Origin of the sequence: Paenibacillus sp. LHD-117, from assembly GCF_030929555.1 — a bacterium.
Lineage (GTDB): Bacteria > Bacillota > Bacilli > Paenibacillales > Paenibacillaceae > Pristimantibacillus.
Genome location: NZ_JAVFVT010000028.1, coordinates 62,556 through 88,755, shown reverse-complemented (window position 1 = coordinate 88,755; position 26,200 = coordinate 62,556). Strand labels below are relative to the sequence as shown.

Genomic DNA, 26,200 nt, shown 5'->3' with positions numbered 1-26,200 from the left:
CTCCTCTCCGCTTGCGGAGACACCCCAACAGCCGCACCAGCGTAATTGGGGTGTCCGAAGCGTTGCTATGGAACTGCGCAGTTATTTCTTAAGGGTAACGTCAATGGCAGCTTGCGTAAGCGGCTTGATTCGAGCCAGTTCGCTTGAGACCGTTCCTTTGCCAGACATGATGTTGTTGATTGCTTCGTTGAAATAGCCGCCGAAGCCATCATAGGCCAAATATTCCAGAACGGTGCCGTTGCCAAGCATTTTTCTAAGCGTATTCAGCCCCTCCTGGTTTCTGAAGTTGGCTTCTTCCGCACGAATTACGCCATCATTGCTCTTCTCGATATCCCTTTCGAACAATTCCATCCAGACCGTCATCACTTCCTTCGGATTTTCGACATCCGCCATAAGATGCCACATGTTGATCGGCGTCGGAACGACGTAGTTGTCCGCCTTAGGTCCTTTCGGGAAGAAGACGTAGCCCCAATCGTCGGCCATAGTGCCGTTAAAGTCGTACGCCGCCCAGCGATAGCCCGGATAGAAGAGCGCCGTTCCTTCGACCCAGCTGCCGCCCACGACCTTGTGCGTATTGTAGAGATCGGAAACGAACTGGATTGCCTCGAGCGACTCCGGCGAATCGAACGTAATTTGGTCGTCCTTCGTGACAAACCCGTTATTAGAGTAAAGAAACGGAATAGTGAGGCTTGTTGGCGTATCGTAAGGCGCAACGCCGAACACGCCGTCCTTCGTCACCGCTTTCGTCATCTCCAGGAACTTATCCCATGTCCATTCGCCCTTCTCCTGGAGCTCGTACGGATCTTCCAGGCCGTTGCGCTGTATGAGCGTTTTGTTATAGAAGAAGCCGTGACCGTTGTTGTCCTTGTCCGTAAAACTGTATTGCTTGCCGTTGTATTTGCCGTAATTCAGCATGATTTGGTTCCAGTTCTGATCATTCATGTCGACCAGGTCGTCGATGTTGCGAATATAGCCCTCGCTGACCATCTTCGGAATCGACCACTCAAGAGGAATCATGATAATATCCGCGAACGGCTGTCCTGCAACGGAAGTTGTAATGATTCTGGACTGTATCTCCGCGAACGGAACCGTCACATATTCGATCTTGACGTTATACTTCTCCTCCGTCTTGCGCTGCCTCTCCTTCTCCTCTTCCGACAAATAATTTTCCATCCCCCACCATTGCCCGATACGGATCGTTCGACCGCCCAAGTCGGATGGACCATCCGAAGGCGCGGCCGACGGCTCCTCGCTCGCAGGCGCTTCTGTCGTCTCGGCGTTTGCGGTCGGATCCGGCGCGTTCGTTGGCTCGTTGTTCGAACCGCTGCCGGAGGAGCAGCCCGCCATGACGGCGATAACAAGCATGATTAGCAATACTGGCGTCCATTTCAGCTTCATCCTTTTTCCCCCTACACGATTAATTGGTTTAGCGTTTCGATGCTGACTAGTAAGCGCTTTCACTTGGCTGTACGCTTATTGTAAAGGATGAGGAAAGGACATGTGTATTTAGCCAGTCGCATACTTTCCCTACATAAAAACCCCTACGAGGCAGGGGCCTGGAATCGGTACATATAAGATAAAGAAATAAAGAGCTAATAAAAAGACATAGGGCTTATTTCATCTCCGCCCTGAATTGAGACGGGGTTTTGCCGATCGCCTTCTTGAATAGCTTCGTGAAGTAAAAGTAATCGGGATAACCCGCCTTCTCGGCGATCTCACCAATCATCATGCTGGTACTGGACAAGAGTTCGCAGGCATACGTGATACGCAGTTTGGCGATATAGGACGTATACGTCTCCCCGACTTCCTTCTTGAACAACTGACTAATGTAGCTTGGATTGGTATAGAACCGTTGCGACAGGCTTTGAACGGAAAGCTCCTGCAAGTAATTCTGGTTAACGTATTGAAGGATGGCGCGGAACGTCTCGTTGCCAGTCTCCTGCGCGGCGAATTCCGGCGTCTCCAGCATATACCGGCTGACGAACTGCCTCAAAAATATAAGCATATCAGCGAAGGTGCGGAATGACGCCATCAGCAGGTCGACGCTGTACAGCATATTGTCGGTCGTCTCCGCTTTGTAGCGGTATAGGAACGAATGCACGATGTTATAGAGCTGGAGCGCATACCTCACCGTCAAGCCGCCTTCCCGGAACAGCGCCTCCATGGCATCGAAAGCGCGGCTCGAAGCCGCGACGTCGCCTTCCCCGATCGCGCCTCCCAGTTGCTTCAGCGCGGCGTTAAACGACTCCTTGTCCGGCGGCGCCGCTGCCCGAAATATGCCGGTTCTTCCGGCTATGAACGCATGATCAGCCAGGGTGCCTGCCGTGTTAACGGCATCCTGCAGCTTCCTCATATCCGCAATCCGTCCTCCTATGCCGATCCCCCTAGCCGCATCTCCCAATTCCTGTCGCAGACGTTCCGCGAACGTTTCTACTCTGCTCCATGGAGCGAGAAAGAGATGCTTTGATTTGCCGATCTTGGCATACAGCGCCGTTCCCGAAGCAATCGTGGGAATAGCCCCCTCAAGGGAGCAGACGATCGCGCCGATGTCCGCGTCCTCCCCGCTCCAGCCATTAAGCTCCCGAAGCTCAGTCGCAAGTGCCGCCTCCAATCGGCCGTCGCCCGGCTCCTCCAGATAAGCTTGCAGCGTTTTGCCCGAACGCATCCGCTCGCCGTCCTTGTCCCGTCTGATCTTCCCGAGAATGGACAAAATTTCGTCTTCGTCGAAGGGCTTCAGGCAATAAGCGACCGCACCGTAAGTAAGAGCCTTCTGCGCATATGCGAACTCCGCGTAGCCACTCACGACGATATACAGGACGCGATCAGGCAGCTCGCTTCCCTTCTTGATCAGCTCCAGCCCATTCATGCCCGGCATGCGGATATCGGTAAATACGACGTCCGGCTTCATCTCGCCGATCATGGCGAGCGCCTCCTGGCCGCTAAGCGCCGTCCCGGCCACCTCAAAGCCTTGCGTCTCCCAATTGACGCTCGCCTTCAGGCTTTCGAGCACCCATGCCTCATCGTCTACCAGCAGCACTTTATATAGCATTCGGAACCTCTCCTTTCGTAGGCAGCTTTACTCGGACCCTCGTGCCCGCGTTCTCCGCGCTGACGACTTCCAGCCCGTAGTCGGAACCGCAGGTCAGCTTGATTCTGGCGTTGACGTTGGAGAAGCCGATGCTGCCGCCCCCTTCGCCGTCCAGCTGGCGCTTGTATTGCTCGTCGGACAACGCGTTCCGCAGCGCCGCAAGACGTTCGGGCTCCATGCCGACCCCGTCGTCCTCCACCACGACGATAAGATCGTTCCGTTCGTCCAGGTAGGCCTTAATCTTCAGGATGCCATGCTGCTCTTTCGGCTCCAGGCCGTGATAGACCGCATTTTCGACGATGGGCTGAAGAATCATTTTGGGCACTTGGCATTGCAGGGCGTTGCCGTCGATATCGAAGGTGAAGATGAACCGCGAGCCGAAGCGCATCCGCTGGATTTGAAGATAAGACTCCACGATGGACAGCTCCGTATGCAGCGGAACGATGCCTTCTCCTTTAATGCTGTAACGGAATATTCGTCCCAGCGACGACGCCGCCTCCCTTATTTCCTGCGCGCCCTTGACGGCCGCCATGCCTTTGATCATCTCCAGCGTGTTGTAGAGAAAGTGGGGATTGATCTGGCTGCGCAAATAAGCGAGCTCCGACTTCTTCTTCTCCAGCTCCGCCCCGTACAGCGCCGCGTTCGTGTTCAGAAGCTCCCGGGTCAACGCGTCGATCTGGTTGAGCATATGGTTGAACTCGTTCGCCATGAGGCTGATTTCGACGTACCCATCCAGGTCGATCCGGCTTTTCAGCTTGCCCAGATCGCCGCGCTTCAGCATATTCATAAACATCATCAGCTTCTTGAGCGGTAGCAGGATATTGCCCGCGATGATGCCGAAGAGCACGAGCAGGACGACGCTGCCGAACAGGAAGACCGCGATAAAAAAGAGGCGAACGGCGTTCATGTCGCGCATAAGCGCTTCCTTCGGAATCATGCTGACGATGGAGCTCTTGATCTCGGACAAATACTCCGTATGGGCCACGTACGTCTTCCCGTTCCACTTGATCTCCCGCTTGACGGAGCCGGAGCGCTCGTCGCTCAGCGCATCCAGCTCGACGCCGTTCTCCAGCGCGCCGCTCCCGGATACGACCCGCTTCTGCCAATCCACGAAGAAAGAGGTCGTATTCATCTCGCTCGACAGCTCGCTGATTTCTCCAAGCAGGGCCTCAGGCGAGACGACGAAGAAGAGCGTCCCGATCGTATCGTTGAACTTCGCGCCGGGCTGCGAATATTTGATTTTGGCTCCGATCAGGAACACATTCTCCGGATCGTATTGTCCGGCGAATCGCTGCAAGCCATAGTAATGGAACGATTCATCTTCTCCGAGCGCCCCCTGATAAAGCTTCGTTGGACCCCTGCCTCCGGAAATGTCGATCCAACGTCCGTTCTCGCCGTGAATAACGATATCCAGAATGCCCTCCTTAAGCGTACGGGAATTGATGAGCAGGCTGTCGATCCTTTTCGATAACATGAAGGTTTGCACTTTGTCCTGTTCGATCAAAAAAGACTGCACGTCGGAGTTGAACGCGATGTTCATCATGAGGCGCTCGAGAACGTCCTTGTTGGAGTGGATCGTCTGCTTCATCTGGAGGATCAGATCGCTCGTATATTTTTCGTTGTTCGACCCGATGATTTTGGACATTTGCCAGTAGCTGGAAAGTAAAATAAAAAGCACGACAAAAGCGATAGATAGCGCGATGATGAACAATTGAGAACGAATGGTCAGCTTGCGCAGCAGGGTCACGTCTATCGCTCCAATCTTTCCGAATATAGGCTTCACGATCTTTCTTATGAAAAAAACCCCCGTACTCGAGCTTGATATGGAAATCCATCAAGATTCAAGAAGGGAGTTGTTATGCTAGCCTATGGCGTCTGTTCCGGAGGCGGCCTTCAGCAGCCGTCGATACGCCTGTTTGAAATGGGAGATAGAGAGCTCGACCTCGGCAAAGCTCGTCATGCAGCTCCCCACGATCTCGTCGGCCAAATCCGGCTTGCGCGCTGCAGCCATCCGAAGCAGCTCGTAATCTTCCACGCCCATCCGCATCGCTTCGAGCCGCATGCTTAGCCAAGGCCCGTCATCGCCGGGATAGACGATATGAGTATCCCCTGCAGGCACGCGCTTCCCATGGACGCCGGGAGCGAGCATCGGATTGTTGCTCTCGAAGGGGTCCTGACCCTTCAGACAATAGTTGAAGCCCCAGTGAAGGTAACCATTCAAGCCGTACAAATAATTCCCCCAATGCAAATACCGTGTTTTGAGCAGCGGAAGATCGAGAAACCGGTTCAAGTAGTAGCCACCGGGATTCCAGCACGTGTAGAACCAAACTTCGTCGCCGTAATCGCGAAGACGTTCATAATCCGCCATATGGCGCTCGAAGTCCCGGTTGGTCGGCACCCAAATATCGAGCGCGCCGTCGAGCTCCGGATGTATGACGGCGTCGATGAGCGGAACGCCGGGCATCCACTTCCTGAAGATGCCGGAGAGTACCCGGTAATCTTCGGCCGATTCCGCGATCGGTTCGTCGGCGATATGCTGCGCCGTCAGCGCAAGCCAGCCGTTTGAATCGAGAAACGTGCGCCAAGCCTTCAAATATTGCGATAAGAAAGCGGCGCCTTCCGGCCCCGTCGCCATAACGCTTCGATCATACGACAGGACGAAGCGAAGATCGTCCCAACCGTTGCGCCCCGCAAGATGCCCGCCTTCTATACGGGTGAATCCAAGCTTCAGAAACATGCGAATCAGGCGCTCCGCCTTGGCGAAGCCGAATTCGTAGCGGCCCTCATCACTTCTCCGAATGTCCGTCAGCTCCATGCCGACGAGGAAGTGGGTCTGCCGCGCTCTGCGCATAGCTTCGCCGTACTTCGCCGTCATCTCCCAGAATGGCTCCGACCACAGCTCAAGGCCGTGCCACTTCGCTATATTGGACAGAGAGAACCAGTTCGTAACGGAGAGCGAGCCCGCGCTTGGAACGACAGCGCCGTGAACGCCAATCCGGACGGGTATGGATATGTTGTCCGAACCGATCGTCAGACGGAGGGCGCCTGTATGCGTGCCGGGTCTTATCATTTCCGGAATATGCCAGCATACATATAACGCCATTCCTTCTGGCCCAGTCAGGAACGAGCTCCCGATCGGCTTAAGGGCGTCATACACCCGGAAGGGAGCCGGGCGCGTCGTATACGGCGCGTCCGTTCCGACCGGTACCGTGGAATAATCCGGTCCCGTGTTCTCCTCCACCCTTACGCTGCGTAGCTCATATAAGCTGCAGCATTCCAAGAGCGAACCGTCTTCGGATGACGCGCCGGATTGGAACATCCATTCCACTTTCGTTCCGGCCGTCACGCCGTCCCACCACAGCTGGCAGCCGGCGTACGTGCCGCTCGCCGCCTCCAGAACGATATTGCCGCCCTCTTCTCCCGCAGGCTCGAGATCGGGGTACAACCATTCAAATGCATCGCATACTCGCCATCTGATCGACATAAAGAGATCCTCCAAGACTTATGATATGTCACTAGAATAGCCCTTCGGCATCCGCTCCGGTATGTCGTCTCTGCAGTGAATTCCGTCCATATCTATTCCATGCGGGCAGCGCTAAATCCTTCAAGCAGAGGCCGATGCGGCCATCGCCTTCAAGATCGCGTCGTGAATGCACCGGCGCGCTCCAAGCATCCAGTCGATGGAGACGGGAAATGCTTTGAACCCAATCGGCTCCTTCAAGTCCTCCGCCAGCAAAGCAAGCGCCTTCTCCCTGCCCGCATGCGTCTCCAGCAATTCCAGCGCACGCTGGTCCTGCAGACCTTCGCGGAACACTTCCCACCGGATGGAATCGACGGGACCGTCCGGCCCAGGGTAGACGACGTAAGCGTCGCCCGAAGGGAAGGCGCAATCCGCATCCGTAACCTTGTAAGGGTCGATCGCGCGCTTCGAGCCTTGGCTGTACCAGAAGTTATAGCCCCAATGCAGGAATCCTTGAATGCCGAAATTGTACATTTGCATCCCGATAATCCGGTTTCTAGCGGACGGCATAGCGAAGAAGCGGTTGGAGACGTCCCGATGCTGGGAGCAGCAATAATAGGTCCATAGCGGATCGACCTTCCCTTCCAGAAACCGGTCCATATGATTGTTCGCCGGAACCGGTATTTCCACCAAGCCCTGCTCGTAGAAGGCGTAGTCGGATAAAGCGTCGAGGAAGCGGAAGCCTTGGAGATGCTTCTTCAGCTTCTCGCTTGCCCGGCGGTACGACTCCAGCTGCGCCAATCCCGGCTCATCCGAGACATGGAAATAAAAGGCGCTCTCCATTCCTCTCGCATGGATGAACGCCGTCAGCATCGGCAGGAACGAATCCAGGAAAGCGTCGTAGGCTTCGCCCGCCGCGTCCGTCTCCCAGCCGAATATGCGCCGTTCCCCTTCCGATGTCTTCGCCATAATCTTAGGCGCATGAGCTGCGCCCCACTGCGTGAACAGATGGGAGCATTCGAAATATTGGATGCCGGCGCGCTTGCACATTTCGATCCAACGCTCAAGCTTCCCAAAGCCGAATATATACTCATTTTCTCCCGAAACTTCTACGTCAATGAGCTGCATGGTCAAGCGCTCTTCGCCGAAAGCCGTATCGAGGGGCGGCGTGAAGAGAGGAGTCAACAGCATGTTTACGCCATGCTCCGCCGCGTTGCGGACATAGCCCTCCATTAGCTCCCAGTGGCGCTCGGAAAACGCATCTACACCGTATTGCGTCGCGATACAATCGGCGTGGAACCATTCCGTATGAATCAGCTTCTGAGGAGGAAGCTCGGCGGGGATGATCTCAAGCGTGAAGGTATCCTTGCCCAGGTCTTCTCCGTTCTCATCCAAGAAGCTGACGCTGATTTCATGGAAGAGGCTCTTCTTCTCGGAAGCGACCGATTCCGGCATGGAAGGGATTCGAACGGTCAGCCACAGGGAGCGCCATTGGCCCGGAAGCGCCTTGAATTCTGCTTCGAGCGGATAAAGCGGGTCGGGGTACAGGCCCGGCGTCGTCCGGATATAGTTAGCGTCCGGTTTATCGTATACGGGCAGTTCCGACGGTGACAGCCCTACGGAACGTACCGTAATAAAGGGAAGCAGCTCGGAATCTGCTTCAATCTTCGCCCGTACCGAACGGATAAGATGGGACGAGCAATAGGCAGCCTGAAAGCTGAACGTCTCGTTCCACATTGCGCTTCCGGTCTGGACGGCTTCGTCCGCGAGCGCCTCGTCCGGAAATATTTTGCTTAGCGAGCTTAAGCTTCTTGTCGTAAAAGTTTTGGGTTGCTGTGTCATCGTATCCCCTCCTCATTCGGCCGATGCGCCCTAAGCTCCGCGATCGTGCCGTCGTTTTGTCTAATCCAAGTATCGAAGCCGCGTTCGCCTGCACGGAGCCTAATGACGCGGCCGCCTGTCTTGAATCGATCGTTGCGCGCACCGTCAACATAGCTGACATAGCGGGTGGAGCGGCCGTAGCACAGGCGGATGCCATGCAGCTCTCCGCTGAAATCGTTGGCATGGTCGTGGCCGACGAAGGTGCCCATAATGTCGCCCATCTCCACCATCGCCGCGAACATGCCGGAGTTGAGGCGGGGGGAGCTTACTCCCTCGAAACAATGGCCAAGACAAGTTGTCGTCTCCCATACCTCCCTGTACTCCGGAAGCGGAATGTGGAAGAAGGCCAGAGAAGGCAGCGGAACGCCTCCTGCGGCGATCGTGCGCTTGCGCGACTCCGTCACGTACCAGTCGATCTGGTCGCGGCGAATCCAGTCGTATCCGCCGACGGAGGGCAGCTGCGAATAATCGCCGCTGTCCAAGAAGTAGAGCGCGGCGCAAGCAGCACCGTCCTTTTCCGTTAACGTCACGGAATAATTGCCGAAGCCGCTGACATGCGGCGGGTCCGGCTCCGAGACGGTATAGCGGTGCGCCAGCTGCTCCTCGTTCATCTCGTTTCTCGTGACCGCTCCTTCGGAATCATGGTTGCCGAATACGGCGGCCCATGGAATGCCCTTCTCCTCGGCGACCGCCACCGCCTGCCGGAACGATTCGCGCGGATCGATGCCGCGCGCGCTTGCCGTAACATCGCCGGCGAAGACGATCAGGTCCGGCTTCTCGTGCGCGATGACCGTCTCCATCGTCGCTCTTGCCTCCGCGTTAAAATCTGGCGTATCCGGATCGTAATCTCCTTCCGAAATAAATTCCGTATCGGAAAACTGGACGATGACGAACGTGCCGTCCTCGCGAAATGTCAGTTTTTTGGCCATTGCGGCTATCCCCTCTCTGCTTGTAAACGCGGTACCGTTCGGAACCAAAGTCCAATGATAAGGAATAAGACGGCGCTCGCGATATATGCGGTCGTGATGCCGTTCGTGCTCCCCAAAGCGACATAAGCCAGTGCCGGGCCGGCTGCCGCTCCCAAATTCGTGCTTACCGTGTAAGTGGTTATCGTACCGCCCCCACCGCGATAACCGCGCGCTCCGAGCTGCGTCTTGCCGATTGTTCTCGTCCCTCTTCCATTAGACGTGAATAACAAGCCCGTCGTAAGCGACATGAATACCCGCCGGAGCAAAAGCTCTTTCCCAATCGTTATGCAACATGCCCGAATTATGCGTAAAGTGCGTAACATACAGCTTGCTGTCCGCGTCGATGACGCCTTGCTCCCGCCATGCGCTTGCACCTCCAGCACCGTCTCGACGTTCATATGGCCGGCATTTCGGTTGTTGCCCGTAAAGCCGTGTGTGCAGTCCAGAATGGCCAAATCAATTTTTTTGTCCTTCAGCCACTCCCAAGTACCTTCCGGGAACCAGCCCGTATCATGTCCGTAGAACAGCCGCTTACCCCCGCGCTCCACGTAATAAAGCAAACAAGTTTCGTGCCGGTCGTGATCGGCGGGCAGCGGAGTAACCACCGTATCCCCGAACGTAAACGGACGGAAAGGACGGACCAATTGGAAGGCGAGCCGGTTTCCTCCGTAAATGCCAAGCTAGGCATAGCTGCGCATAATGACAGCGTCGTTGCCGTATATCCTCATGGGAGCTTTCGGCCCGTGGGCGTACTCCTCAACCCGGCAGAACAAATCCTCCGGAATAAAGTGGTCGCAATGCGTATGCGTGAACAGCAAATGCTCGACTTTCCCCAGATCGATGCCGTCCCGAAGCGCCTGCATGCTCGAATCCGGCGAATAATCGAACTTGATGATGTCGTCGACGATGACGGAGCTTCTTGTCCTTATATTTTTGCCGCCCAGCTTGCGTGCTTCGAGGCAAGCATCGCATCTGCAAAATACGTTCGGAAATCCTTCGGCCGCAGCCGTCCCCAGAAAATGCAACTTCATGCCTAACTTCCTCCCGAATCTATTATCGCTTCAGCTCCGCTTCATGTGCTGCCTCTTGCCTATCTACGCAGCCGTCCGCCAGTCGCAGCCACGATTCGAATTGCCTCTCTCCTTCACGCAGACGAATGACTCGCGCCCCTCGCGGGAATCCTTCCTTGCCGTAGGTGTTGTAGCCGGACGCTCGTCCATATGTTAGACGGATTCCGTACAGCTCGCCCCAAAAATCGTTAATATGGTCGTGGCCGACGAAGGTTCCCATCACGTCGCCCCGCTCCACCATAGCGGCGAATAAGCCGGAGTTGATCTTCGCGCAGCATACGTTCTCATTCTTCTGCCCGCTGCATATCCCCTTCGCCCATACTGTCTCGTATTCCGGAAGCGGAATATGGAAAAAGGCAAGCGCCGGCAGCGTCTCTCCCCCGTTCTTCTCGTAGAAATGGCGGGACTCTGCGGCATACCAGTCAATCTGATCCCGGTTGATCCAAGCGTAGCTGTCGACATGCTTCAGCTTGGAATAATCGCCGCTGTCCAAGAAGTACAGCGCTGCTGCCAGTGCGCCGTCGCTCCCCGCCACCTGCAAGGCGTAATTGCCGAAGCCTCTCACCCCGGGCGTATGCCCCGTAAGGCTTCCCTGCTGCGAACGCAGGTAACCGAGCACTTCCTCTCTCGTCACATTCGCTTCCGCGTCGTGATTCCCGAGAACGGCCGCCCAAGGCACTCCGCTGCGAACCGCTTCCGCGACGACCTCGCGTACGGATCGTTCCGGATTTTCGCAATGCCCGCTATAGATTAAATCGCCGGTGAACACAATCAGATCGGGCTTCTCCTCCCGGATCACCTCTTCCATTAACGCGCGCGTAAGTTCATCCTTCTCGTCCCCGTTTTGCCAATGCAAATCCGTAAATTGGACGATCGTAAAGCTTCCGTCCGGTTTGAACTTCAACTGCTTATCCATCGTATCGGATCTCCCCCAAAGAAGGCTTGTTTTCCTTTATGTTAAGGAGACATTATGCATGCTGGCAATAGTTAAAAAAGTCATAAAGTTAACCATTTGTGCGAATTAGTGCGTGGCCCGACTGCAGTACATGGTCATGACGCGGTCGATTGGCTGCGTGACCGGTGAGATTGGTACTTGCAAGTTGACGGCCATTCGGAGCTTGAAGGACCAGCTCGATGCGAACAAATACCGATTCAAACAAATACCGATTCATGTATGTGTCGGACGCAATCTCTATTTTATCCGCAAGTTCGGGTTCGTTTTTTTAGTTGCTCTCTAGGGCTTGCTCTGCATAAAGCTTCTTAAGCTTCCAATTTTCTTTCATAAGCTCTGCATAATCTTCTGCTGCCGGTGACCACCTTCTTCAGATGAACCAACGATAGATCACTCTCTAAAGAACATTTCAAAATTTTCACCAAAGTGTACGGGCTGTCCCCTTGCCAATATTTGACGAGGCGGAAATGGAGCAAAGCCAAGGAGCTGCTTGCTGGCTCTAACCTGACCGTATACGCGATTGCCGAGCAGCTCGGATTCCGCTCCGTCAATCACTTCTCCCGCCAGTTCCGCAGGTGGATGGGAATGTCGCCAATGCAGTACCGCCAATCGATATCGACGCTATGAGGCCTCAAAATACGAAAACGTCTTTCCCCAGCGGGCTAACTGCTCCGCAGGAAAAGACGTTTTTTGGTTGTGCCTATTGCGATAGTCTAAGCGCCAGCTCGTACATGTTCATATCGAACGGCTTCTTGCTGTGGACGACCGTATCGATGTCGGTCGTGACGAGCTCGCCTTTGATGACGCCGCAGGATTTGCCCGAGTTGCCTTCCATCAGTTGACTGACGGCAAAGTCGCCAAGTCGGCTGGCCAAGATCCGGTCGGCTGCCGTAGGCGTACCGCCGCGCTGAATGTGGCCGAGTACCGTCACGCGCGCTTCGATGCCGCTCAGGTCGGTAATTTTTTGCGAGACGTCCTCGCCTTTCGCCGCGCCTTCCGCAACGACGATGATACTGTGGCGTTTGCCCTTGGCGAAGTTCGTTTTCATCCGATCGGCAACTTCCGCAAGGTCGAACGGCACTTCCGGTACCAGAATCGTCTCCGCGCCGCTCGCGAGACCGGCATAGAGCGCGATGTCGCCGCAATGGCGGCCCATCACTTCGACGATCGACGAACGTTCATGGGAGGACATCGTGTCGCGAATTTTGTTGATGGCGTCGACGACGATGCTAACCGCCGTATCGAAGCCGATCGTCGCATCCGTGAACGGAATATCGTTGTCGATCGTTCCCGGCAAACCCATCGTCTTGATGCCCAGCTTGCTTAGCTTGTTCGCGCCTTGGTAAGAACCGTCGCCGCCGATCACGACCAGGCCGTCAATGCCTCTCGCTCGCAGCACGTCCGCGCCGCGTTGCTGGCCTTCCGGCGTTAGAAATTCCTTGCAGCGGGCTGTTTGAAGAATCGTGCCTCCGCGCTGGATAATGTCGCCGACGCTGCGAAGATCCATTTCGCGCAGATCGTCATTCAACAGTCCCTGATAACCCCTCTGTACTCCGTAAACTTTCAAACCATGGAATAGCCCGCTCCGGACGACGGCCCGGACGGCAGCGTTCATCCCTTGGGAATCTCCTCCGCTTGTTAATACCGCGATCGATTTTACTGCAGACATCGTTCATTCCTCCACACAATTTTGTAATGATTAAACCTGCTGTCTCCGTATCCAATTGCTGTTGACCATAAAAAACAGTCGCGTAAGCGGGCTATTCTTCATCAATCGTTTCGATACTTCGCGCACTTCGGCTTGAAGACGAACCTTCGGGTCCGTCAAATACAAGGCCAATAAACCTTCGATAATGAGACGGTGGAACCTGGAGGCCGGGAGCGACTTGACGTCTTCCCTCGCGCGGATAACGATCGTTCCGATACGCTCGACAAGCAGATTTTTGTTCTCGTAGTAATTGCAGAAATTAAGATCACCGCCTATGAGGTCCTCTTCCTGGTCGATCAGATAATCAAGCAAGATATGAAGGCCGCATACATGCGGGAAATAAATATGGCGGATCGTCTCCGCATCCTTGGCCGACAACTTTGTTTCCGACGCGGCCAAAAACAACATAAACATGCCCAGCGTGGAACCTGTCGCCGCGGCAAATTCATTCCATTTGAGGTTCGGGTACCTGCTGCTATGTTTCTCCCACCAGGCAAGCAAATGGCTTTCGCGCTGGTCTTTCCGGATATGCTTGTACACCTGCAGGTCGCCGTACAGCGCAACGAGCTCTTCCACATGCTTCTGCACGCTGCCGTATGACGGAAGCTGGGCAACGCAGGTTTGGCATGTTTTCACGAGATGATGCAAGTAGCCTCCGTCGTCGCTCTCGCTGCGAAGCTCGTAATAATTGCGAAGCCTAGCATGCGGATTGACGGCGTCCAGCATGGATTGATGCAGCAACCGGAAGTCCTCGGGGTCAAGCGAAGTGCTGCGGTCGCATAGGTTGTCCAGGTAATCGCTGATCGTCTGAAGCGCGACAATAAGCGGAATCAATACATGACGGTATTCCAGGTTAGCCGCGGCGTATACGCCGCCTCCCTGGCAATGAAACTTTTTGTCTTCCATGCTGTTCAAGGCCTGCGTCCGCAGCTCGTCGTCAGGTATTCGTTCCGCCAATTCTCTTAGCTTGCCAAGTTCGGCTTCCACTTCGGGCAATACGTATTTATAGACGCGATGCATCAGCTTAATAGGACCTTGAGGCGCTCGCCTTCCTGATAGCGTCGTTAATCTCATGGCGCACCTCCCTTGCGAGAAATCATGTCATGTATGCCGGCGCGACTCTACGTCCTGATCTCTTCTGTACCAAATTTGCAGATCGTTGATTCGACTTGCGAAATCCGCAATCTCATAAGTGAGCGCACAGGAGCGCTCGAAGCTGTCTTCCTCGTTCAATTCGGCTTGAATACGGTTGATGGCGGCCTCGAACTCCTTCACGCGATCGGGGATCGAACCTCGAATGAGCTCCCATCTTGCAATGATCGCCACTCGATCGTCCAGCGAATATCGCTCCCAATCCTTCGTCAATGCCGGGATATGTAGGCGAAGCCTATCGTTCCATTGGAATATGTCCATTGCAACCTCCAATCAATAATGTACCATTTCGGAGGGTAATAATCCAGCGACAAATAAGAGACAGCATCTTCGGCAGAAAGCATGCTATACTGAAACACGTAGATTTTGTAAAATTCCAAGCCTATAAAATAATCCTTCAATAGATATTGGAATTCGGCGTGAAACGTTAACTATGGCCGCGATAGGACGGCGACAAACGTTTTGCACATGATAAAGAGATGGAGTGAATCTGCTGCTATGAACGATACAGTCACCACGGGAAGAGCGCTCTCTTCCACGGCCAAACAAGAAACGTTGGCGCTGCGGGCATTTAACTTCTCGACCTTTTCCACCCAAGCGCTCGTCGTGTCCTTTATCCCCTTGTATTTTATGACCAAAGGTTTCTCGGAGAGCCAGATCGGCGTCATTTATTCCGCAGGATTGTTCGTCTCGATCTTCGCGAATATTATTACGGGACTGGCCAGCGACAAATACCGAACGATCCGAAAGCTGCTCATCGCCTTGCTGTTCGGGCAATTGATCATGGTCAGCATATTGTTCCCGCTCGAGAACGTCGTGTTGATCACGATCGTCATGACGTTGTTTTATTTTTTTCAGACGCCGATCAATCCGTTGAGCGACAGTCTCATTCTATTATCCAGCCAACATACAGGCACTCCTTACGCGCTCATTCGAATATTCGGCTCACTCGGGTTCGCCCTCAGCGCCTATCTGCTTGGCCTGCTGCTCAAAGCAATCGGCTCGGATTGGACGATTGCCGTCGCTCTCGGAACGATATCGGTATCGCTGTTCCTCAGCTTGTTTATCAAGGATTACCAGAGCAAAGCGCGCAAAATCGAGTTTTCCGGCTTTTTCAAGCTGCTAGGCCAGCGCCATGTCATGATATTTTTCTTGCTTATTCTGATGGTTTCCGTCTCGCACCGGATGTACGAAGGATTCCTTGCCGTCACCATGAGACAGCTGGGCGCAAGCGACACATTGGTCGGACTTGCGCTGCTCGTCTCGGCTACAAGTGAAATTCCAATCTTGTTCCTGCTGGGCAAATACGGCCACAAGCTTCGGGAGCTGCCGCTGCTTGCATTCGCGTCGCTGATGTACGGCTTGCGCCTATGGCTGATGAGCGAGATTACGGATCCGCACTGGTTTATCGCGACGCAAGCGATGCATAGCATCTCGTTCGGCATCTACTTTTCGACCGCGCTGAGGTATATCTCGTTCCTCATCCCGGACGAATACCGCTCCTCCGGACAAGCGGTCTACACGATTATCTGGACCGGCGCCGCCGGCCTGATCAGCGGCGTCATCGGCGGCGTCGTCTACGAACAGCTCGGCCGCGTCGCCTTCTACCATGCCGCGACCTTCATCGGCGGCGCAGCTGCGGCAGGCTTCCTGCTGTACCACTGGCTTGGGCAGCAGAATCGGTAGGGGGAAGCGGTCGCGGCGGCGCGCTAGGTTCTAGCGCGCCCGCGTCTGTGCATAGTTGCTGTGGGGAAATACTAGTTGGTGAGTAGATGCTCTTTATCTTCGCAGGTGTCTTAACGCTCAAACAACTACGCTTACGCACCGCTGACTGCTAAGACGTTGACAACGTCTTAGTATCCTCAAATACACATATCAGCATGGCTTAGACGTTCACAGCGTCTTAGAACCTCACACTTACTACACCGGCGCTACTAAGACGTTGTCAACGTCTTAGAGTCCTCAAATACACATATCAGCTTGGCTTAGACGTTGACAACGTCTTAGTGCCTCACACTTACTACACCGGCGCTTCTAAGACGTTGACAACGTCTTAGAGCCCTCAAATACACATATCAGCATGGCTTAGACGTTCACAGCGTCTTAGAACCTTACACTCACTTCATCGGCGCTTCTAAGACGTTTACAACGTCTTAGTGTCCTCAAATACACATATCAGCATGGCTTAGACGTTATCAGCGTCCTAGAAGATCGTCTCTCTACCTGAGTATTTCTTTTAGCAAATTTGTCATCAGCGAATATAATCAGACCCATTATTAACGACGGTGTAAGTTCGATAGCGCTTAGTTCTACTATTTATTGACTGAAGCAATCCTTTCGAAATAAGTGAGTCGATTACTCGATAAACAAAATCCTTCTTCTTCCCTAAACATTCGCATAAATCCAATGTTCCGACGGGTCTTCTTAAACTCAACGCGTAACGAATCACTTCTCTTTCGTAAATAGAGAGATCAGCCCGCATAGAATGTGTATCTTTGTATTTCCCCAATAACTCATGAAGGCAGCTCCGGCACTGTTGTCCCTTCTTATCCAGCTCGTCCCAAGTGAACGGCACATACACGTATCCAGAAAGCAACATCGTTCTAACCCGGCTTTTCTCGAAGTTGAAACGTTCTCTTGTAATCGTCTCGGCATGCACGCTGAAACCTTCGCACTCGAACGCAAAGCCGTAAGGGATGTATAATGCGTCAACGTACATTTTCACACCGGTTGGGCTCGTGAACTCATGCTCAAGCTCAAACCCTTCAAACGAACGAAACACCGGCCAAAGCACTTCCTTGAACATGCGTACCGTGCCCGATACATCCCGTTCCAGCATCTCCAAACGCCTTGGGTTTGCTTGTGCTTTCTGCGCGTTCAGGTACGCTTCAAACAGCTCTTCGAATCCTCTTATCATCATTTGATCAACTGCCTCCCAGTCCTATAAAGTTTATAAATATACAAAACGCCGCCCGTCCCTATTCAAGGGACAAGCGGCGTATGCTTTACGCGCGGTACGATGATATCATTTCATGAATGAACGGTGCATGGCGATCTAACATAATGGCGTGCAGTTATTCGGTTAAGCTTGAAAATAATCGGGTTGCCGAGTGCAACACAGATACACAGATGCAGTCCGCTAGATGTTGATGATTTAAATCGGTATGCTGTTCAATCCGAAGCCTGCGCTATCTCCCCTAGCACAACCTCTAGGGAAGACCCCTTGTGAGGGTCTTCCGCGTTGCGACTTGAGGAGTACTTGCGATTCTTGGAATCCTATAGTTTGTGGACGTTGGCCGCTTGGGCGCCTCGGTTGCCCTCGGTAATGTCGAACTCAACCGCTTGGCCTTCCTCCAGTGATTTGAATCCGTCGCCTTGAATCGCAGAGAAATGGACGAACACGTCTTCCCCGTCCTCCACTTGAATGAATCCGTAACCCTTCTCTGCGTTAAACCACTTTACTGTACCTTTCAACTTCATGACCTCCTAAAATTGTACCGCCGCTTAAAAGCAGCGAGTGAACCCATTATATCCATCCGAAACATGGATTGCAATTTCAGAAAACTCATACATTTTTTAGGAGCTTCAAATAATATTCCGAGCCCGGAATAAACGGCAATCCAGAAGCCAAAACTTCCTCTTCCGCGCCATCTTCCCGCACGGCCGCAAGCAAATCGCCCAACCGCTCATAAGGCTCCCAGCGCAACGACATCAGCGGGTATATCCGCACCTGACCTCCCGGTCTGCACACCCGTAGCAGCTCGCGCACCGCTTGCACATGGAAATCAAAGTCGAATTGCTCAGCGTAGAGGAATAAAAAATGGCTGCATAACACCAGCCCGAATTGGTCATCTTCGAACGGCAATTGCGGCAGTCGGCCGCCAACATATCTCGAGACCGATTGATCGAATGACGCATTTGCCACCAAATCCGCGCGGAACAATGCCAGCGAACGTTCGCGTCCTAGCCGATGGTTCTCCAGCGAACCGTAATAAGTCCAGTCGAAGCGGTCAACCAATCCGGCAAGCTTGGCGGTGGACGCCTCGATTTCTTCGCCAGCCTCTCTAATCCAGTCCGTAGGATCCCCGTCATATCTGGGATCCACGCCTCTAACCTCATACCCGGCAGCGGATGCCGCCGCCACGAAGGAGGATCCGCCTGCGGCAACATCCAAGATCGGACCGCTGGACAGCTCCTTGTCCGTCAACCGGAACATTGCTACATATTCGTCGAAGCTCCTGCAGGTCATTGCGACCCCGACTTGCTCGTAAATGCCTTCCGTTTTCCCCATCTCTTCTCATCTCTCCTCGTCTCTTCTCGTCTCTTCCCATCTCATCTCGGCTCTGTTAAAACTTCATTTGACACATCGCGGAAACCCGCTTACGCCAAGCCGTTCGAAGCCATTCGGTTCGCTCTGCCTTGCTATTGCTTACCGACTTCAGAATAGCTATGATGATAACTATACCATAATTAACTAATGAAAGGAGCGGTTCTCATGTTCAAAAAACATCAAATTTACAAAACTGACAAATATAACATGCTGACTGTCGAAGTGAAAGGCAAAACATTGGTTTTGCGCGAGATTTCGGATCAATGGGGCGAAGAATCCCATGAATTCGTCAGCCGGCAAGAAATGCTCCATTGGGCTCGAAATCGGTTCCGTTCCGAGGATTACGCCGGTCGCGAAGATGAGCTGCAGGCGATCATGGACGCCTTCCGCGAAGTCTAAACGGGTCTAGCGACGCAGGGCGCAGGATTTGGCCGATATCGCGGCGAACATATCGATGCGCCCATCTGCATACGTAACGATAGGAGGCATCAGGTTCACCATGGATACAACATCCACTATTATTTTCATCGTTGCGGCGTTCAGCTTAGGCGCCATCGTCATCATGAAGCGCGATTCATTGCCGCAGAGCATGCGGCGAGGGCTCGCCATCGTCTCGATCCTGCTGATCGCATTTTCGTTTTTCCTAATCGCTTACTCATTATTCACCATGGGATCTTAACGAATCTCGGAACCATTAGCCGAACGCACGCATAATCCGTACACCGCAAGGGCACAGTATCGACAAACTGTGTCCAGAGGTGAACCGCATGAAGTGGCTCAAGCTGATGCTCGCATTGTCGCTAACCCAGGCAGCCGTTCCCGTTCGAAGCAATGCGATTCAAGATTTGGAACAAAGTCGAACGAACCAGAGTCAGAAGGGCGCAAGCGAAGCAAAGCAATCCATCCCATCCATATCGAGGAGGAATACCATGAATCAACTGCCCAAACGTTCGGAAACAGAGGAACAATTCCGTTGGAAGCTCGAGGATATTTTCCCTTCGCAGGCCGAATGGGACAAGGAATACAAGGAAGCCAAGTCGCTGATGGGCAAGGTTGCCGGGTTCCAGGGCAAGCTTGGCGATCCGGAACAACTGAAAGCATGCTTCGAGCTCGAAGACGAGCTTTCCCTTCATGTGGAGCGATTGTACGTTTTCGCTAATATGCGTCATCACGAGGATACGGCTGAGCCTAATTTCCAAGCGTTGTCCGACAAATCCAAAAAGCTGAGCGTCGAAACCGGAGAAGCGCTCTCCTTCGTGACGCCCGAGGTGTTAAGCCTCTCCGACGCCGATCTGGATGCCATGATCAACAACGAATCGCTTGCGAAATTCCGACATACGCTGGAAGAGATGCGCCGTCAGAAAGCGCATGTGTTATCCAAAAACGAAGAGTCGCTGCTCGCCCAGGTCGGCAACGTCAGCTCCGCGCCGGGAACGATCTTCGGCATGCTGAACAACGCGGATTTGAAATTCCCCAAAGTCAATAACGAGCAAGGCGAAGAAGTGGAACTGACTCACGGCCGTTACATTCAGTTCCTGGAGAGCAAAAACCGGGACGTTCGCCGCGAAGCGTTCCTCGCCATGTACGATACATACGGCAAACTCAAAAACACGCTGGCTTCCACGCTTAATGCCAACGTGACCAAAAATATTTTTTACTCCAAGGCTCGCAAATACGATTCCGCGCTCGGCATGTCGCTCTACGGCGATAACATTCCGAAGGAAGTGTACACGAACCTGATCGAAACGATCCACAAACATCTCCCGCTCATGCATCGTTACATGGAGCTTCGGAAGAAGCTGCTTGGTCTCGACGAACTGCATATGTACGACTTATTCGCGCCGCTCGTGGAAGAATTCGATATGGAAATCAGCTACGAGGATGCGAAAAAAACGATAAAAGAAAGCTTGAAGCCGCTGGGCGAGGATTATTTGAACGTGCTGCAGGACGGATTCGACAACGGCTGGATCGACGTGTACGAGAACGAAGGCAAACGGAGCGGCGCTTACAGTTGGGGCGCGTTCGGTACGCATCCTTACGTGCTGCTGAACCATAAGGATAATCTGAACAGCATGTTCACGCTCACCCACGAAATGGGCCATGCGCTTCATTCGTATTACTCCGATACGAACCAGAACTACCGCGACGCGCAATATACGATCTTCCTCGCGGAGGTCGCATCCACGCTGAACGAGGCGCTGCTCATGGATTATTTGCTGAACAAGTCCACCGATCCGAAGGAGAAAATGTACTTGCTCACCTATTATGCGGATCAATTCCGCACGACTGTGTTCCGCCAAACGATGTTCGCTGAATTCGAAAAAATCGTGCATGAGCGCGCGGAAGCCGGCGAATCGCTCACCCCTCAGGAGCTGAGCAAAATTTATTACGACTTGAACCTCCTCTATTACGGGGCGGGCATGGTCGTGGACAAAGACATCGAAATGGAATGGGCGCGAATCCCTCACTTCTACAACAGCTTCTATGTATACAAATACGCGACGGGTTTCTCCGCGGCCACGAGCTTCTCGAAACAAATTCTGGAAGAAGGCGAGCCTGCGGTCGACCGTTATCTCGGCTTCCTGAAAAGCGGCGGCAGCGACTTCTCGATCAACATCCTGAAGAAAGCCGGCGTCGACATGAGCACGACGGAGCCGATCGAGCAGGCAATGAGCGTGTTCGAAGAGCTGATCGGCCAGATGGAGCAGTTGACGGCAAAAGCCGCGAAATAAGCAAGAACGACCAAACGAGCGGGCTACTGAGATCGGCTGGCGCCACCCTTGGCTTGCTTGGAGAAGCTGCGATTCGATTCGTATAAATGAAAAAAGTCCCGGAAACCGACGTTGAAGTCGGCTCCGGGACTTTTTTTTGGAGTACGGCTAGTTAGAGCAGCAGACCGAGCGCGTAAGCGAGCAGGCCTGCGAAAAGCGACGACAGGAGGTTCACCCTGTCGTTGGTCAGCGCGGCGAAGCCGCGCTCGTGCCGCGCCGCGGTGCCGCAATGCGCGGCGCGCTCCGTCTCGCTGCCGCAGACCCGGCAGCGATACATGGCCTGGCCGGTTGCGCCGAGCAAGGAGTCGGCGAACGCCCCGGCCAGGCCGGCCGCGGCCGCGACGGCGATGACCATCGCCGCCGGAGCTGACGCGGCCAAGCCCTCGCCCGCGGCGCTATCGCCCGCGAGCGACGGGCTCAGTAGCAGCGCGGCCGCGGCGCCGATGAACGCGGCGCCCGCCAGCGCTGCTGCGCTGCCGAGCGGCGTCACCCCGCCGCTCGTGCCGGGTTCGACCCGCTTGCCGCTCGTCACCGATCGCGGCGCGGTCCGGCTTAGGGCCCCGATCTCGGTGGCCCACGTATCCGCGTTCACGGCCGCCATGACGCCGATGAAAGCGAATAGCCAGCCCTCATGGGGCCAGATCGCATGCGCGGCGCATAACGCCAAGCCTGCGCCCCCGTTCGCCCACACTTGGCCGGCGTCCCGACGTCCGCCTTTGGCATACTTCGCTTCAGCCGAAGCTTTCGCCCGGGCTTTACGCTTCCACTTCGACCATAGGCTCGAAGAGACAAAAAACGCGGCCAACAAACCAAACCATACGGGTTCGCCAAGCGCGACGAACCCCGTCCCCATCGCGACGGCCGACCAGGCGCCTGACGCCGATAACGACCGCAGCTTATACGCCGCGATCGCGCAAAGGCCGCTGCCGACCAATCCGGCTAGCAGCCTGAGCCACCATTCGTCGATCCATCCTACCATCGGACATCCTCCAAATTCCGCTCGATTTTATAAATTCAGAAAAAAACCGTTCATCGCCGGCCTGCCGCCGCTCCCCGTCGCTTCCCGCCAGCGGTCGGGATAGTTGGTGCAAATGAGCAAATTCGGATCAAGCGCGGCAAGCTTGCGTATCGTCCGCTTGTCATTCGCGGTCCATGCCATAACTTGAATGCCCGCTTCCTTCAGCAGCGCCAGCCGATCCTTGTTCAGCCTCGCATAGCCGATGGAGAGGAAGTCGCAGCCCAATTCCTTCAGTTCTTCGATCAAAGTGCCGCGCCAGCCGTCCAGAATCAGCCCGGTCCGTATCCGCTTCGACAGCTTGCGAACACGGTGCAGCGTCCCGACATGGAACGAAGTGATGACCACATCGTCCGTCAGCCCATGCCCCGCGATCAACGCCAACACTTTGTCCTCGATATGCGGATACCGAATCCCGTCGGTCTTCAGTTCGATATTTAACTTGCAGCGTCCCTCGGCTTCCTTCAGCACCTCTTCGAGCGTCGGAATCGATTCGCCCTTAAAGGCGGAGGAGAACCAGGAGCCGGCATCGAGCGAAGCCAGCTCGGCCGCCGTCCAGTTCTTCACTTCCCCTCTCCCGTTCGTCGTCCGCCGAAGCGTATAATCGTGGATGACGACCGGTACGCCATCCTTGGTCAGCTGCACGTCGATTTCGATCCATTCTACGTCCGGCGCCTCCAAAGCCATCCGAATCGCAGCCATCGTATTCTCCGGCGCGCGGCCAGACCAGCCCCGATGCGCGACGCACGGATTTCGCATACCCATCTTCCTTTCCTTCCTCCGACTACTCCGCTACCAAATAACCTTCTTGATCCAGCCTTGCTCCATGCGAAATGGAAGTTAATCGATCGAGCATCGCTGCCGCTTTGTCGCCACGAAGCGGAGTCGGCTGGCCTTCCATAACGATCATTGGGTTAAATTTGAGCTTGCAGTCGCCCTGCCTCGTGCATGCGGCATCCAGAACGCCGGTCTCCGCCTGCGTCCCTTTCGGATAAACCGAAAAAATAAAGTTCCCTAAACTGTATGCGATCCATTTGCCTTTATACATCTCGAAACCTTGCAGGACATGCGGATGCGCGCCGATGACAAGATCCGCGCCGGCGTCGATGTACGCCCTGGCGTTAGTTTTCTGGTAATCGACAGGCTGTTCGGCGCCGTCATCGCCCCAATGGACCATAACCACGACCAAATCCGCGTTTTTCTTGGCGCCGCTAATCGACGCGACCGCGCGGGTCGTATCGTACGTCTCCGCAATGCCCGGGGTGTTCCGATCCGCCTTCAGCTCGGTGTACGGTATGACTCTGCTAATGCCGACGAATGCGACCTTCAGTCCTTTGGCCTCCACGATATGAGGCTTGAACGCTTCCTTATCGTTGCTGCCCGTACCCATAAAACCGATCCCGGCCTCGTTCAAGTGTTTGATCGTATCCTGCATGCCTTCCACGCCCTGATCCATCGCATGGTTGTTGGCGAGGCTTAGCACATCGAAGCCCGCGTCCTTGATCGCCGGCAGCGCCTCGGGATGGCCTTTGTAAACATAAGGCGTACCGATGATCGGAGTTCCGCCCAGCGTAATCGGAAGCTCGAGATTGCCCGCCGTAATGTCCGGTTCGCTTAAGTAAAGCAGCGTGTTGCGATACGGATAATCGAATCCGTTCTGTTTCATGAGCGGGTTCAAATATTCGCCGGGAAGCATATCGCCGACGAACGACATCGAAACGGCTTCCTCTTCGCCGGCTTGCCCTTCATCCACTCCCGTCTCGTCCGTTACGGGCGCAGTCGTTGGCGTTGGCCCCGCTTCCTCGGTTGGATCGTTTGGCGCCGACGGCTCTCCATCTTCGTTGCCATCGCCTGCTTCCGAACTCTGCTCCGGACCATGGTCGTTAGAACCTACATTTCCGTTCGCGGCGAGGTCCGAAGGCTGATTACCGCCTCCCCCGCCGATTCCGTCTCCGCCGTTTAACATCAGCCATGCGCCGAATACGACAATGGCGCTTCCAATCAAAATCAGGAACAGACTAAGCGACCTGCGCTGCTTCTGCTTCCGGTTAAGCTTCTCTCTCTGACGAGACTCGGATCTCGATAATGACATGGGAAAACTCCTTAGCCCGTTTTTCCTTCATTATACAATCTCTTATCTCGTAAACGAAAGCTATAATTCTCTTATCTGCGATTTGCTAGCCAAGGTGAAACGGCTGTCGCCGTCCTTTGGCGGTGCAGCAGCGCGTTTCATTCCGAGAAATAGAAGCACAGTATAGAGAAAACTTATACTTTCTTATATTTCGAGTATGGCCTTCGCCGCTTCTTTCCCTTGGCGGATGCAGTCCGGCAGTCCGACGCCATCGAACGCCGCGCCCGTCACCCATACGCCCGGCATACGTTCCGCCAGCCTGCTCCTCAATTCGTTCATTCGTTCGATGTGTCCGACCGGATATTGCGGCATGGAGTTGTCGAGTCTTGTAATCTCGGTAAATAGCGGCTCCGCCGTAATGCCCATCGTCTCCCTGATATCGCTCCGGACGGCTGCGATCAAGCGATCATCGGGAAGCTTGACGCTCTCCTGATCCTCCGAGTGGCCGACATAACAACGAAGAAGCACCTTATCCTCCGGGCTGGAATGCAGCCACTTGCTCGACGTCCATGTGCAGGCCGTAATATGAAGTCCCTCCGAGCGGGGGACAACGAATCCTGATCCGTCAAAATCAAGCCCGAACGTTTTCTTGTCGAAAGCCATAACGACGTTGGCGACCGAGACGTACCGGACGCCGCGCAGCTCGCCGCAGTCCGCATGCGCTTCTAACAGGTCGGCAGCCGCGAAAGCCGGCGCCGTCATAACGATCCGGTCGGCTGGCAGTTCGTCTCCTGACGCGAGCACAACCGAATACCCTTGCTCTAGCTTCTCTATTCTCTCCACCTTGGCGCCGGCGCGCAGCTCGACGCCGCTCTCTTCCAGCGAATGGATCAACGCTTCGACCAGTGAGCCGAGACCGCCCTTAAACGTCAGAAACGTCGTGCCCTTCGCCGCGGCAGACGCTGCGGCCGCGGCCGCTTTGCGGTTATGCTGCATGCCGCGGATCAAACTCCCGAACTTCCGCTCCGACTCGCCGAATTGCGGGAACGTCGCTCGCAGGCTCAGCTTCTTCAGATCGCCCGCATAGATGCCGGCAAGCAGCGGCTCGGCGATGCGCCTCATCACTTCCGTGCCGACTCGCCGCTCCAGGAAACCGCCAAGCGATTCGTCGCCGCTTGCGGGCTTCGCCGGAATGAACAAGTCGAGCAGCGCGCGAAATTTGCCTTTCCACGACAACAACCCCGTTCTCGCGAACGGCCCGATTTCGGTCGGAATGCCGAGCACGAGTCCCGGGGGCATCGGGAACAGTTTTTTGCGGTGCATGATGTACGTTTTTTTGGCCGCCGGATTCGTTGCCGTCAATTCCCCCTCGAGACCCAGCTCCTTGGCCAGGTCGATGATGGCTTGTTTGCGCGCCAGGAAGGAATCCGGTCCCTTCTCGATGACGAACCCGTCGCGCTGCAGCGTATTGATCTTTCCCCCGAAGGCGGGAGCGCCTTCCACGATCGTGATATGCAGCTCCCTGCCTTGCCGCTCCGCTTCTCGCTGCAAATAAAAAGCGGAGCTCAGTCCGCTGATCCCCCCGCCAATAATGACAATTCGATCAACCGTTTCTGTTCTCCGCATCTCATTCATTCCTTTCCCCTTACAGAGGTTGTTCAAAAAGTCCGCTTTTGATCACGAAGTATGCCAGGAAGCCTACTCGACATCGAATCTTGAATTCAGCCGGAACTT

General features: G+C 54.7%; 25 protein-coding genes. 6 read left to right on the top strand and 19 right to left on the bottom strand.

The features are described 5' to 3' along the window. Nucleotides 1–81: 81 nt before the first annotated feature. From RB620_RS20755 to RB620_RS20715, 9 genes are all read right to left on the bottom strand, one after another. Nucleotides 82–1,398 (bottom strand): ABC transporter substrate-binding protein, encoded by a 1,317-nt coding sequence (locus tag RB620_RS20755; RefSeq protein ID WP_308097624.1) that lies wholly within the window; start codon nt 1,396–1,398, stop codon nt 82–84. A gap of 214 nt (nt 1,399–1,612) precedes the next feature. Continuing rightward, entirely contained in the window at nt 1,613–3,049 is a 1,437-nt protein-coding gene (locus RB620_RS20750; RefSeq protein WP_308097622.1) for a response regulator transcription factor, read from the bottom strand. Beyond that, nucleotides 3,039–4,835: a cache domain-containing sensor histidine kinase gene (locus tag RB620_RS20745; protein WP_308097620.1), complete on the bottom strand. Its 1,797-nt coding sequence runs from the start codon at nt 4,833–4,835 to the stop codon at nt 3,039–3,041. The genes RB620_RS20750 and RB620_RS20745 overlap by 11 nt, the downstream gene beginning before the upstream one ends. Nucleotides 4,836–4,949: 114 nt before the next feature. Beyond that, on the bottom strand, nt 4,950–6,572 hold the full coding sequence (locus RB620_RS20740) for a DUF4091 domain-containing protein (RefSeq protein ID WP_308097618.1): 1,623 nt from the start codon (nt 6,570–6,572) through the stop codon (nt 4,950–4,952). Between the two features lie 120 nt (nt 6,573–6,692). Beyond that, the gene (locus tag RB620_RS20735; RefSeq protein ID WP_308097616.1) at nt 6,693–8,390 is read right to left on the bottom strand and encodes a DUF4091 domain-containing protein; all 1,698 of its coding nucleotides are present in this window, start codon (nt 8,388–8,390) and stop codon (nt 6,693–6,695) included. After that, nucleotides 8,387–9,358: a metallophosphoesterase family protein gene (locus RB620_RS20730; protein WP_308097614.1), complete on the bottom strand. Its 972-nt coding sequence runs from the start codon at nt 9,356–9,358 to the stop codon at nt 8,387–8,389. Before RB620_RS20730 ends, RB620_RS20735 begins: the two co-directional genes overlap by 4 nt. Nucleotides 9,359–9,363: 5 nt before the next feature. Then, on the bottom strand, nt 9,364–10,041 hold the full coding sequence (locus RB620_RS20725; RefSeq protein ID WP_308097612.1) for an MBL fold metallo-hydrolase: 678 nt from the start codon (nt 10,039–10,041) through the stop codon (nt 9,364–9,366). 36 nt (nt 10,042–10,077) lie between these two features. Further along, on the bottom strand, nt 10,078–10,428 hold the full coding sequence (locus tag RB620_RS20720) for an MBL fold metallo-hydrolase (RefSeq protein ID WP_308097610.1): 351 nt from the start codon (nt 10,426–10,428) through the stop codon (nt 10,078–10,080). 22 nt (nt 10,429–10,450) lie between these two features. Next, nucleotides 10,451–11,383 carry a metallophosphoesterase family protein gene (locus RB620_RS20715; protein ID WP_308097607.1) on the bottom strand — a complete coding sequence of 311 codons (933 nt, stop codon included), beginning with the start codon at nt 11,381–11,383 and terminating at the stop codon, nt 10,451–10,453. Between the two features lie 136 nt (nt 11,384–11,519). On the opposite strand from RB620_RS20715, the gene RB620_RS20710 reads away from it, so the two are divergent. Together RB620_RS20710 and RB620_RS20705 are read left to right on the top strand one after the other, a co-directional pair. Further along, entirely contained in the window at nt 11,520–11,705 is a 186-nt protein-coding gene (locus RB620_RS20710) for a hypothetical protein (RefSeq protein WP_308097605.1), read from the top strand. Between the two features lie 128 nt (nt 11,706–11,833). Continuing rightward, nucleotides 11,834–12,046, top strand: a complete 213-nt coding sequence (locus tag RB620_RS20705) for a helix-turn-helix transcriptional regulator (RefSeq protein ID WP_308097649.1) — start codon at nt 11,834–11,836, stop codon at nt 12,044–12,046. Nucleotides 12,047–12,119: 73 nt separating this feature from the next. Here the strand turns inward: RB620_RS20705 and pfkA are convergent, their stop codons facing one another. The 3 genes from pfkA to RB620_RS20690 are packed head-to-tail and all read right to left on the bottom strand — an operon-like array spanning nt 12,120 to nt 14,540. Next, entirely contained in the window at nt 12,120–13,088 is a 969-nt protein-coding gene (gene pfkA / locus RB620_RS20700; protein ID WP_308097604.1) for a 6-phosphofructokinase, read from the bottom strand. Nucleotides 13,089–13,118: 30 nt separating this feature from the next. After that, a complete protein-coding gene (locus RB620_RS20695) occupies nt 13,119–14,201 on the bottom strand; it encodes a tetraprenyl-beta-curcumene synthase family protein (protein ID WP_308097603.1) in 1,083 nt (360 codons plus the stop codon). A 27-nt stretch (nt 14,202–14,228) separates the two neighbouring features. Continuing rightward, nucleotides 14,229–14,540: a hypothetical protein gene (locus tag RB620_RS20690; protein ID WP_308097601.1), complete on the bottom strand. Its 312-nt coding sequence runs from the start codon at nt 14,538–14,540 to the stop codon at nt 14,229–14,231. Nucleotides 14,541–14,777: 237 nt separating this feature from the next. Here RB620_RS20690 and RB620_RS20685 point away from each other — a divergent pair, with 237 nt between their 5' ends. Next, nucleotides 14,778–15,965: an MFS transporter gene (locus RB620_RS20685; protein ID WP_308097599.1), complete on the top strand. Its 1,188-nt coding sequence runs from the start codon at nt 14,778–14,780 to the stop codon at nt 15,963–15,965. A gap of 565 nt (nt 15,966–16,530) precedes the next feature. On the opposite strand, the gene RB620_RS20680 is transcribed toward RB620_RS20685, so the two are convergent. From RB620_RS20680 to RB620_RS20670, 3 genes are all read right to left on the bottom strand, one after another. After that, entirely contained in the window at nt 16,531–17,199 is a 669-nt protein-coding gene (locus RB620_RS20680; RefSeq protein ID WP_308097597.1) for a hypothetical protein, read from the bottom strand. Between the two features lie 356 nt (nt 17,200–17,555). Beyond that, nucleotides 17,556–17,759 (bottom strand): cold-shock protein, encoded by a 204-nt coding sequence (locus RB620_RS20675; RefSeq protein ID WP_308097595.1) that lies wholly within the window; start codon nt 17,757–17,759, stop codon nt 17,556–17,558. 85 nt (nt 17,760–17,844) lie between these two features. Then, nucleotides 17,845–18,570, bottom strand: a complete 726-nt coding sequence (locus tag RB620_RS20670) for a methyltransferase domain-containing protein (RefSeq protein ID WP_308097593.1) — start codon at nt 18,568–18,570, stop codon at nt 17,845–17,847. 204 nt (nt 18,571–18,774) lie between these two features. Here RB620_RS20670 and RB620_RS20665 point away from each other — a divergent pair, with 204 nt between their 5' ends. The 3 genes from RB620_RS20665 to pepF all read left to right on the top strand — a co-directional run bounded on the left by RB620_RS20665 (nt 18,775) and on the right by pepF (nt 21,341). Then, nucleotides 18,775–19,008 carry a hypothetical protein gene (locus RB620_RS20665; RefSeq protein WP_308097592.1) on the top strand — a complete coding sequence of 78 codons (234 nt, stop codon included), beginning with the start codon at nt 18,775–18,777 and terminating at the stop codon, nt 19,006–19,008. Between the two features lie 100 nt (nt 19,009–19,108). Then, a complete protein-coding gene (locus RB620_RS20660) occupies nt 19,109–19,288 on the top strand; it encodes a hypothetical protein (RefSeq protein WP_308097590.1) in 180 nt (59 codons plus the stop codon). A gap of 250 nt (nt 19,289–19,538) precedes the next feature. After that, complete coding sequence (pepF, locus tag RB620_RS20655; protein ID WP_308097648.1) at nt 19,539–21,341, top strand: oligoendopeptidase F; 1,803 nt, start codon at nt 19,539–19,541, stop codon at nt 21,339–21,341. Between the two features lie 151 nt (nt 21,342–21,492). Here the strand turns inward: pepF and RB620_RS20650 are convergent, their stop codons facing one another. The 4 genes from RB620_RS20650 to hemG all read right to left on the bottom strand — a co-directional run bounded on the left by RB620_RS20650 (nt 21,493) and on the right by hemG (nt 26,092). Then, nucleotides 21,493–22,359 (bottom strand): DUF92 domain-containing protein, encoded by an 867-nt coding sequence (locus RB620_RS20650; protein ID WP_308097588.1) that lies wholly within the window; start codon nt 22,357–22,359, stop codon nt 21,493–21,495. 27 nt (nt 22,360–22,386) lie between these two features. Beyond that, nucleotides 22,387–23,154 (bottom strand): glycerophosphodiester phosphodiesterase, encoded by a 768-nt coding sequence (locus RB620_RS20645; protein WP_374121441.1) that lies wholly within the window; start codon nt 23,152–23,154, stop codon nt 22,387–22,389. Between the two features lie 25 nt (nt 23,155–23,179). Continuing rightward, nucleotides 23,180–24,487, bottom strand: coding sequence for a CapA family protein (locus RB620_RS20640; protein ID WP_308097584.1), 1,308 nt, complete (start codon nt 24,485–24,487; stop codon nt 23,180–23,182). 183 nt (nt 24,488–24,670) lie between these two features. Continuing rightward, complete coding sequence (gene hemG, locus RB620_RS20635) at nt 24,671–26,092, bottom strand: protoporphyrinogen oxidase (protein ID WP_308097582.1); 1,422 nt, start codon at nt 26,090–26,092, stop codon at nt 24,671–24,673. Nucleotides 26,093–26,200 lie beyond the last annotated feature (108 nt).